This window comes from Nocardia sp. NPDC058176 (genome assembly GCF_042883805.1).
Classification (GTDB): Bacteria; Actinomycetota; Actinomycetes; order Mycobacteriales; family Mycobacteriaceae; genus Nocardia.
This window is the reverse complement of sequence record NZ_JBHVVA010000002.1, coordinates 1207183-1216454: the sequence shown is the minus strand read 5'-3', so window position 1 is coordinate 1216454 and position 9272 is coordinate 1207183. Positions and strand designations below refer to the sequence as shown.

Below are 9272 nucleotides of genomic sequence, written 5' to 3'. Positions count from 1 at the left end.
GCGCCGCGGCTTGCTCCTTCGTCGCGTACGCCGCGGCGCCTGACCGGCGGCCCGGCCGCGACCGGCCACTTCGTGGCCGCCGCTCCTCGGGGTCGCGGGTGCGGGGCTGGTAGTGCGGTCATGGCGGACTTAAGTGGTGAGGTGTGGCTGGTAGTGCGGTAGGTGGTGGGGTGCGCGGGAGGGCGTCCACTTGGGCGTTGGGCGGCGACGAGTTCGGTGGGCGCGATGTGGCTGGGAGGGTGGGAGCTCGGCCCAGTAAGCTGCTTATTCGTGGTTTCCCCTGATGTTGTCCCTGAAGCTGTGGCGGATCGTCGTGCTCGCCTGCTGGCGGGGGCGCAGGTGACATTGGGGCAGCTTGCCGATGTGCTCACGCCGTTGGGGGCGATGTTCGCGGAGCGGGGGCATTCGCTCTATCTGGTCGGTGGCAGTGTGCGGGACGCGGTGCTGGGGCGGTTGGGCAATGATCTGGATTTCACCACCGATGCGCGGCCGGAGGTGGTGCAGGAGCTGATGCGGGGGTGGGCGGATCATTTGTGGGATACCGGTGGCCTGGCGTTCGGCACGGTGAGCGCGGCCAAGGCTGATCAGCAGCTCGAGATCACCACGTTCCGGGCCGACACCTATGACCGGGTCTCCCGCAATCCCGAGGTCACTTTCGGTGACACCCTCGAAGGGGATCTGGTCCGCCGCGATTTCACGGTCAATGCGATGGCGGTGCGCATAGCCGCCGACGGCACTCTCGAGTTCGTCGATCCGCTCGATGGTCTCGACGCGCTGCTCAGGGGGGTGCTCGATACTCCTGCCGCGCCGCAGGATTCGTTCGACGACGATCCGCTGCGGATGTTGCGCGCAGCTCGCTTCGTCGCCCAGCTGGGGTTCGAGGTGGCGCCGCGGGTGCGGGCGGCGATCGTGGACATGGCCGAGCAGATCGACCGGATCACCGCGGAGCGGGTGCGGACCGAGCTCGACAAGCTGATCGGCGCGGATCATCCGATCGATGGCATCAACCTCATGTGCGATACGGGCCTGGCCCAGCGGGTGCTGCCGGAGGTGCCGGCGATGAAGCTCGAGATCGACGAGCACCATCAGCACAAGGACGTCTACCAGCATTCGCTGACCGTGCTCTCCCAGGCGATCGACCAGGAGGAGGGCGATCCCGACCTGGTGCTGCGCTGGGCGGCGCTGCTGCACGACATCGGCAAGCCCGACACCAAGCGCAACGAGCCGGGTGGCGGGGTGAGCTTCCATCACCACGAGGTGGTCGGCGCGAAGATGGTGCGCAAGCGGATGCGCGCGCTGAAGTACCCGAAGGCGTTCACCGAAGAGGTTGCGCGCCTGGTGTTCCTGCACCTGCGCTTCCACGGCTACGGCAAGGGGCAGTGGACCGATTCGGCGGTGCGCCGCTACGTCACCGATGCCGACGACCTGCTCGATCGCCTGCACAAACTCGTCCGCGCCGACTGCACCACCCGCAACCGGCGCCGCGCGGCCGCCCTGCGCGCCACCTACGACGAGCTGGAATCGCGCATCGCGACCCTGCGCGCCCAGGAGGACCTGGCGCGCGTGCGCCCCGACCTCGACGGCAACGCGATCATGGAACTGCTCGACCTGCCGCCGGGCCCGCAGGTCGGCAAGGCGTGGAAGTACCTGAAGGATCTGCGCCTCGACCGCGGCCCGATGACGCGCGAGGAAGCCGAAGCCGCCCTGCTGGACTGGTGGAAAACGCAGAACCCCTGATCAGAACACGATCAGCGTGGTGCCCGCGACGATCGCCGAGCGGATCTGGGCCAGGTCGAACGAGCCGGTGGTCTCGGGCAGCTCGATCCGGAAGCGCACCTTGTCGCCGCGGCGGTGCGCGTAGGTGATGCTCGCCCGGTTCGGCAGGTCGTCGAGCAGCAGCGCGGGCGCCTTGATGGCGCGCCGTGGCAGGCGCAGACCGTGCCAGTTCGCCCGGTGGACGTCGATGGTGAGCAGATTGTCGTAGACCTGCGCGTCGACGATCGCGCTCATCTTCTTGGTGCGATGCGTGGCGAGGATGCGGCCGCGCTCGTCCAGGCGCACCCGCCAGTCGAAGTTCTGCGCGTCGACCCACTCGACCAGCGCCTCGATCCCGATGACGCCCTCGATGTCGAGCTGCTGCACCCGGATCTTGGTCGGCACACCGGGAATCAGCCGGACCCCGTGCGCGATCACGGTGACGCTGTCGAACGGATGCGCGTCCCAGACCAGGTCGGAGAGCACCGTCTTGCTCTGGAAGTGCGCGCCGCGCCTGCGCACCTTGAACACGTCGAGGGTGGCGGTCAGGTCGTGTCCGAGCAGGGTGGCGCTCACCTCTTGGCCGCCGAAACGGCTGAGAATGCCCTCGCTGAGCACGGTCATCAGCACATCGGGCATGAGCGCGGTGACGGTGCCGGAACCGAGGTCGGCGACGGGATCGGCCCAGGACGTGGTGAAACCGAGCCACTGGTCGATCCACGACGGGTCGAGCAGGCGCCTGCCCATATCGACAGCGCCCGACAGTGACCAGGACTTCGGATCGAAATACGTGGCCATGATGATCCGAGCGTACTTGGCCGCGGCTCCGGCGGCCACGGTCCGCGCGGGGTTCTGGGACCGGCGCCAAGACCGACCCCGCCCCGGTGGTGACGGAGTGGGCCGGGTCGTTCATGCTCGATTCATGCCGCTCGACCTGAACAGTGATCTCGGTGAGGGCTTCGGCCCGTGGCGGATGGGTGAGGACGCCGCGATGCTCGACATCGTCACCAGCGCCAACATCGCCTGCAGCTTCCATGCCGGTGATCCCGTCACCATGCGCCGCACCTGCGAACTCGCGGTGGCCAAGGGCGTGCGGATCGGCGCGCACATCGGCTATCGCGACCTGGTCGGTTTCGGCCGCCGCGATATCGCCATCGCCCCGGCCGACCTGCGCGACGAGGTGCTGTACCAGATCGGCGCGCTGGCGGCGTTCGCCACGGCGGCGGGCGATCGGGTGCGCTATGTGAAGCCGCACGGCGCGCTCTACCACGCGGCGGCCCGCGATCCCCTGCTCGCCGACGCCGTCCTGGCCGCGGTGGCCGAGGCGGCACCCGATCTGTTCCTGCTCGGCCCGGCCGGTACCGAGCTGGAACGCGCCGCGCTGCGGGCGAAGGTGCGATTCGTCGGTGAGGGTTTCGCCGATCGGGCCTACACCTCGACGGGCCTGCTGGCCCCGCGCGGAGTTGCCGGTGCGGTGCTCGCCCCCGATGACGCCGTGTCGCAGGCGGTTTCTCTTGCGCTGTCGGGGACCGCGCGTACCGTAGACGGTCCCGGTACGGTCGCCGTATCCGTGGCCAGCGTGTGTGTCCACGGTGACTCTCCTGCCGCCGTGGAGATGGCTCGCCGGATTCGCGGGGCGCTCGACGAGGCAGGCGTGCCGGTGGAGCCGTTCGGCTGAGGGTGGGAGGCTCGATGGTCAACGACTGGAACTCGCGGATCCGGCCCGCGGGTGATCGGGCCATGCTCATCACCCTCGACGATCCACGCCCGGTCCAGCGTCTGGCCTCGGCCCTGCGGGTGCACGCCATCGCGGGGGTGCAGGATGTGCTGCCCGCGGCGGAAACCGTGCTGGTGACCATGCATGCGGTGAGCTACGGGACGCAGGTCCGCCGCGAGCTCGTCGCCCTGCTCGACCGGCTGGATCAGGAGCCGCCGCAACCGGATTCGCCGGATGTTTCCCGTGGAACACCGCCGGAGGGCGGCCTCGACGACGACATCGTGGAGATCCCGGTCCGCTACGACGGCACCGATCTGCCCGAGGTCGCCCGGCTGCTCGACCTGTCGGTGCCGGAGGTGATCGCGGCGCACACCGGCACCGTCTGGCGGTGCGCGTTCGTCGGATTCGCACCCGGTTTCGGCTATCTCACCTCGCCCGACGGCAGGCTCACCGTGCCGCGCCGGGCGCAGGCGCGCACCGCCATCCCACCGGGTGCGGTCGCGCTGGCCGGCGGCTATTCGGCGGTGTATCCGCGAGGCACGCCGGGCGGCTGGCAGCTGATCGGCCGCACGGACCTGCGGATGTGGGTCGTCGACCGTGATCCACCCGCGCTGGTGCGGGCGGGTTCGGCGATACGGTTCGTCGAGCTGACGAGCGAGGAATAACCCCAGGCTGCTCAACGGTGCGCCGCCTCGACAGCGAATCGGGGAGTGATCGCATGCTGATCTTCATCGAGCGGGTGGGGCCGCTCGCGACCGTGCAGGACCTCGGCCGTCCGGGTTGGTTCGATTCCGGGGTCGGCCAGGCGGGTGCGGCCGATCGCGCGTCGCTGCGGCTGGCGAACCGGCTGGTCGGCAATCCGGAGGACCACGCCGCCATCGAGGTGCTGCTCGGCGGACTCGCCCTGCGCGCCGACACGCATCTCACGGTCGCGGTGACCGGCGCGCCCGCACCGGCGACGGTCGACGGCATGCCCGTCGGGCACGCCAGCGTGCTCGAACTCGACGAGGGCAAGGTCCTTCGACTCGGCCTGGCAGGCACCGGATTACGCAGCTACGTGGCGGTGCGCGGCGGCATCGATGTGGCCAAGGTGCTCGGTTCCCGCAGCCGCGACACGCTGTCCGGGATCGGCCCCGAACCGCTGCACGCGGGCGCGCAACTGCCCATCGGCCCCGCCCCGCGCACCCTGCCCACGGTCGAGTTCGCGCCGCAACCGGTGCCGCCGGAGGTGCTCACGGTCCGCGCGCGTCCCGGCCCGCGCGCGGACTGGTTCGCCGAACCCGAGCGGCTGTTCCGCGGGTCGTGGGTGGTCTCGGTCGACACCGACCGGGTCGGCGCGCGCCTGGATCGCGGCGACGGGCCACCGCTGGTTCGTTCCTGTTCGCACGAGTTACCCGCCGAAGGTGTCGCGCTGGGCTCGGTGCAGGTGCCGCCGAGCGGTCAGCCCGTCGTCTTCCTGGCCGATCACCCGATCACCGGCGGCTATCCGGTGGTCGCCGTCGTCCTCGACGCCGATGTCGACACGGTGGCCCAGGCCCGCCCCGGTCAGCGCCTGCGGTTCGTGCCGGATCTGTGATCAGGCAGGTGGATTCAGTCGTGCGTGCATCAGATACACGTTGTAGCTGTCCCACGCCGACATCGTGAAGTACAGGTCGCGCGCGGTCGACCAGGGATGAATGAACCCGCCGTAGGCCCGCGGATACTCCTCGGTGGAGACCAGCGGCACGGCCGAGGTCCATGCGCCCTGCGGCTCGGCCGCCGTACGCAACACGATCTGGCCCGCCGCCGCGTCCAGGTAGACCATCTGCCACTGCTCGCTCTCGGCGTCGAAGCGCACCGACAGCTCGCTGGCCGTGCCGAGCACGAGCGGGGTCGCCGAGTTCTCCGCGGCCGGGGCCCAGCTGCCGTTCACCCAGTACTGGTAGGCCGTCTTGTTGAGCACGTCCTTCTTGTGCACCCTGGCCAGGCCGATCACCCCGACCCGCCCGTTGGGCGTGCCGAACATGTAGACGTAGTCGCCGTGCGGCACCATCGCGGCCACCTGGAAGCGGCCGAGGCCGAACATGTTCTCCCACTTGGCGTGCTGGTCCTTGGTCCAGGTCTGGCCGCCGTCGTCGGAGTAGGCGAGGCCGCCGTAGTTGGTGAGCCACATGCCCGGGATCCGCGACCAGTGGTTCACCGACATGTAGCTCATGAACTGCCGCTCGCCGAGGGCGAACCCCGAGGTGGGGATGGTGGTGGTCTCCCAGTTCTTGATCTTGCGGCTGCCGAGCAGTTCGGCGGCGTGGCAGGGGCTGTCCTGCACCATCGAGTCGATGGTCAGCCCGTCGGACAGGTCGGTGTCGGTGCTGAAGGCGAGCGCGTTGGAGCGCCAGTCGGCGGTGTCGGCGCCCGCGCCGCCGTAGACCCAGCCCTCGCCGAAGGTGTCGCCGAAGACCATCGCGACCTTGCCCGGTTCGGTCTCCCAGAACAGGCCGAGGTCGGTGCCGTCGACCTGCCAGCGCATATCGGTCCGATTGGCCGAGCCGGGCCCGGTGACCTGCTCGACGAGCCGCACGAACTCCACCCCGGTCGGCGCGACCGGCGCGTGCACCGGACCCGGCTCGATCGGTCGCACAACGGTTTCGGGCGCCTCCTGCGGCGGATCGCCCTCGCCGCCGGGCACCGGGATCGGGATGGGCTCGATCTCCGGATTGATCCGGATCCGGGGCAGCAGGTCGGCCGAGCCCGTCGACATCGGCTCGCCCCCTTCGCTGTCCGGCACGGGAGTGTCCCTGACCTCGGGGCATGGATTGCGGCACGGGTCCGTCGGCAGCGGGGTCTGGGCGACCCGCGTGTTGTCGTGCGGTGGGTCGGGCACCGGCACCGGTGTCGGCAGGGGCACCGGGATCGGGATGTCGATGCTCGGCGGGAGCGGCGGCGCGGGCGGCGCGTCGGGGTCGGGCAGCCGGTGCACCGGATCGAATCCGACTTCCCCGCAGATGTTCACCGGTGGCGGCGCCCACGGGAGCGGAGCGGCCTGGGCCGGTACGGCGAGGGCCGCGGCGAGCAACACACCGAGTGCGGCCGAGCCGGGCGAAACCGCTGATGCGCGCATGCGCGTAGAACTTACCGGAACCGAACGCGCCTGCCGTGCGTCCAAACAGATGTGAACGAAATCGAGTACGTCTTCGGAACCGGCGACGGGATCGTGCACCACTGGTCGGGTCAGGCCGAGCTGGCACTGGCGAATACGGGGGTGGCCGACGCACTATGGCTCGACTTCGACGGTGACGGCGGTGTCGATGACGCACTGTGGGATTCCGACGGTGACGGCGTCGCCGATGTCGCGGCCCTCGACCTGGACGACGACGGCGTCCTGGACCACTTCTTCACCGATCCGACCGGCAACGGCACCTGGTCGCACCAGATCACCGGCGCGCCGGAGGATGCCGAGCGGGAGCCGCTGCCCTGGGTCGAACGCGACGCACCGGCCGAGGTCACCGTCGAGACCGCGCGTCCGGCGTCGAATCTCGACCTGCTGCCCGACATTCCGCTGGCGACGGTCGACCACCGGACCGTCCTGGCCCAGGACACCGCCGGTCCGCTCAGCCCGCCACCCTGGCCCTGCGGGCGTTGAGCGCGATCGCCACGATGCCGAGCGCGTAGACCGCCGCGCCGGTGAGCACCACGGCGAGCGAGTGCCCGTCGGCGGGGATCACCAGCGCGGTCACCGCGATCGCCAGCACGAAGGTGATGTTGAAAACGGTGTCCTGCAGGGCGAACACCTGGCCGCGCCGATCGTCGTCGATGTCCATCTGCATGCTGGCGTCGCCGGTCAGCTTGATCGTCTGCCCGGCGAGGCCGAGGCCGAACGCGCCGAGCAGCAGCAGGCGGTGGGCATTGTCGACCGCGGAGTCGGTCGAGGCGACCGCGATCGGGGTGACCAGCGTCAGCTGCACGATCACCGCGGTCACCAGCCCGACCAGCACCGTGCGCGGACGGCCGAGCCGGGGAATCAGCACCGGTGCCAGGATCGCGGCGGTGAGCATGCCCGCCGCGGCGAAGCCGATCGCGACCCCGAAACCCACCAGCCCGCCGCTCATCTGGGTCTCGCCGGTGGGCTGCCGCAGCACCAGCACCATGATCAGCGTGTTCATCCCGAACACGATCCGGTGCGCGCCGATCCCGATCATCGCCGTGGTCACCTGCACCGAGTCCCACACCGCGCGCGCACCGGTGCGCAAGCCGGTCGCGATCGCGTACACCGTGCTCGCCGTTCCGGCCGACCCGCGCTCGGGCCCGAGCACGCGCGGCCCGAACCCATAGGCGAGCACCGCGCCGAGCACCGAGCCGACACCACTGAGCGCCACCGCCACCGCCGCGGCGGCATCGCCCGCGCCGAGCACCGCGATCACCGCCACGGCCGTCGCCGCGCCGATCCCGGCACACACCGAGGCCACCGTCGCCAGGATCGAGTTCATCGGCACCAGCCAGCGCCGTTCCAGCACCCGTGGCAGCGCCGCCGACACTCCGGCCAGCACGAACCGGCTGATTCCCACCACCGCCAGCGCCAGGATCAGCAGCGGCGTCTCCCCCGCCCCGCCGAACAGCGCGAGCGCGGCCACCCCGATCAGCACCGCCCGGGTCACGCTCGCGACCAGCAGCACACCGCGGCGGTCCCACCGGTCGAGCAGGGCACCCGCGTAGGGCCCGAGGATCGAATAGGGCAGCAGCAGTACCGCGAAACCGGCCGCGATGGCCAGTGGATCGGTCTCACGTTCGGGGTTGAACAGGATGGCGCCCGAGAGCGCGGCCTGGAACATGCCGTCGCCGAACTGAGCGGCCAGCCGCAGCAGGGCCAGCCGTGGCATCCGCGGATTCCGCCGGAGGACTCCGCGGCTCTCCCGGAGCAGATTCCGCAGCGAGTTCGGTTGTTCGTCCGCCGGATCCGCGCCGTCGCGACGATGGGTGGACACGTCGTGAGAATAGTGGTGCCAGAATTGGGGTGGCGGTACGGGTGGAAGAGCAGGAGGAGCGTCATGTCGACACCGACGACGCCGCGGATCGAACTGCATCGCGGCGGTGACCGGATGAAGACGCGGATCTCGTGGCTGGACTCCAAGCACTCGTTCTCCTTCGGCGAGCACTACGACCCCGACAACACCCATCACGGGCTGCTGTTGGTGAACAACGAGGACGTGGTGCTGCCGGGCGAGGGCTTCGACACGCATCCGCATCGGGACATGGAGATCGTCACCTGGGTGCTCGACGGCAGCCTGGTGCACCAGGACTCGCTGGGCCACAACGGCGTCATCTATCCGGGTCTGGCGCAGCGGATGAGCGCGGGCACCGGGATCATGCACTCGGAGAAGAACGATTCGTGGCGCCTGGACGCCGCGCTGCCCACCCATGACGAGCCGGTGCATTTCGTCCAGATGTGGGTGGTGCCCGACGAGCCGGGCGTGGATCCGGGTTATCAGCAGCTCGAGATCGATGACGAGCTCGCCCGCGGCGATCTGGTGACGGTGGCCTCGGGCCTACCGCGCTATCGCGACCGCACCGCCATCGCGATCAATTCCTCGCACGCGGCGATGCATGTGGCCCGCATGCCCGCCGAGAGTCCCGGTTTCACCCTGCCCGATGCGCCCTACCTGCATGTCTTCGTGGCGCGCGGCGAGGTCGATGTCGAGGGCCTCGGCACGCTGGCGCAGGGCGACGCGGTGCGGTTCACGCGTTCGGGCGGCCGGCGAGTGCGTCCGCACGGTGCCGCGGAGGTCCTGGTGTGGGAGATGCACGCGCGGCTGGGTGGTCAGTAGCT

9 protein-coding genes are annotated in these 9272 nt (G+C 70.1%); 6 read left to right on the top strand and 3 right to left on the bottom strand.

Features of this window, described 5'->3' with window-relative positions; all coding sequences use genetic code 11:
- Window positions 1-225 precede the first annotated feature (225 nt).
- Window positions 226-1737 carry a CCA tRNA nucleotidyltransferase gene (locus ACFVVM_RS18175; protein WP_387619303.1) on the top strand — a complete coding sequence of 504 codons (1512 nt, stop codon included), beginning with the start codon at window positions 226-228 and terminating at the stop codon, window positions 1735-1737.
- Here ACFVVM_RS18175 and ACFVVM_RS18170 read toward each other — a convergent pair whose 3' ends face one another.
- Window positions 1738-2553, bottom strand: a complete 816-nt coding sequence (locus ACFVVM_RS18170; protein ID WP_387619166.1) for a hypothetical protein — start codon at window positions 2551-2553, stop codon at window positions 1738-1740.
- A 124-nt stretch (window positions 2554-2677) separates the two neighbouring features.
- Here ACFVVM_RS18170 and ACFVVM_RS18165 point away from each other — a divergent pair, with 124 nt between their 5' ends.
- From ACFVVM_RS18165 to ACFVVM_RS18155, 3 genes are read left to right on the top strand one after another with little or no spacing between them, the layout of a single operon-like run.
- Complete coding sequence (locus ACFVVM_RS18165) at window positions 2678-3433, top strand: LamB/YcsF family protein (RefSeq protein ID WP_387619163.1); 756 nt, start codon at window positions 2678-2680, stop codon at window positions 3431-3433.
- A 14-nt stretch (window positions 3434-3447) separates the two neighbouring features.
- Window positions 3448-4137 (top strand): allophanate hydrolase subunit 1, encoded by a 690-nt coding sequence (locus ACFVVM_RS18160; protein ID WP_387619160.1) that lies wholly within the window; start codon window positions 3448-3450, stop codon window positions 4135-4137.
- Between the two features lie 53 nt (window positions 4138-4190).
- A complete protein-coding gene (locus tag ACFVVM_RS18155; protein ID WP_387619158.1) occupies window positions 4191-5048 on the top strand; it encodes a biotin-dependent carboxyltransferase family protein in 858 nt (285 codons plus the stop codon).
- Here ACFVVM_RS18155 and ACFVVM_RS18150 read toward each other — a convergent pair whose 3' ends face one another.
- The gene (locus ACFVVM_RS18150; RefSeq protein WP_387619156.1) at window positions 5049-6569 is read right to left on the bottom strand and encodes a DUF4185 domain-containing protein; all 1521 of its coding nucleotides are present in this window, start codon (window positions 6567-6569) and stop codon (window positions 5049-5051) included.
- A 51-nt stretch (window positions 6570-6620) separates the two neighbouring features.
- Here ACFVVM_RS18150 and ACFVVM_RS18145 point away from each other — a divergent pair, with 51 nt between their 5' ends.
- Window positions 6621-7091: a hypothetical protein gene (locus ACFVVM_RS18145; RefSeq protein ID WP_387619153.1), complete on the top strand. Its 471-nt coding sequence runs from the start codon at window positions 6621-6623 to the stop codon at window positions 7089-7091.
- Here the strand turns inward: ACFVVM_RS18145 and ACFVVM_RS18140 are convergent.
- Entirely contained in the window at window positions 7060-8325 is a 1266-nt protein-coding gene (locus tag ACFVVM_RS18140; RefSeq protein WP_387619300.1) for an MFS transporter, read from the bottom strand. The two genes, ACFVVM_RS18145 and ACFVVM_RS18140, sit on opposite strands and share 32 nt — an antisense overlap.
- A 168-nt stretch (window positions 8326-8493) precedes the next feature.
- Between ACFVVM_RS18140 and ACFVVM_RS18135 the strand changes: the two genes are divergently transcribed.
- A complete protein-coding gene (locus ACFVVM_RS18135; protein ID WP_387619150.1) occupies window positions 8494-9270 on the top strand; it encodes a pirin family protein in 777 nt (258 codons plus the stop codon).
- Window positions 9271-9272: the final 2 nt, after the last annotated feature.

Coding starts and splice junctions, on each gene's coding strand:
- ACFVVM_RS18140 (WP_387619300.1), bottom strand. CDS start 8,325: ATGCCACGGCTGGCCCTGCTGCGGCTGGCCGCTCAGTTCGGCGACGGC.
- ACFVVM_RS18160 (WP_387619160.1), top strand. CDS start 3,448: ATGGTCAACGACTGGAACTCGCGGATCCGGCCCGCGGGTGATCGGGCC.
- ACFVVM_RS18155 (WP_387619158.1), top strand. CDS start 4,191: ATGCTGATCTTCATCGAGCGGGTGGGGCCGCTCGCGACCGTGCAGGAC.
- ACFVVM_RS18165 (WP_387619163.1), top strand. CDS start 2,678: ATGCCGCTCGACCTGAACAGTGATCTCGGTGAGGGCTTCGGCCCGTGG.
- ACFVVM_RS18170 (WP_387619166.1), bottom strand. CDS start 2,553: ATGGCCACGTATTTCGATCCGAAGTCCTGGTCACTGTCGGGCGCTGTC.
- ACFVVM_RS18135 (WP_387619150.1), top strand. CDS start 8,494: ATGTCGACACCGACGACGCCGCGGATCGAACTGCATCGCGGCGGTGAC.
- ACFVVM_RS18150 (WP_387619156.1), bottom strand. CDS start 6,569: ATGCGCGCATCAGCGGTTTCGCCCGGCTCGGCCGCACTCGGTGTGTTG.
- ACFVVM_RS18175 (WP_387619303.1), top strand. CDS start 226: ATGTGGCTGGGAGGGTGGGAGCTCGGCCCAGTAAGCTGCTTATTCGTG.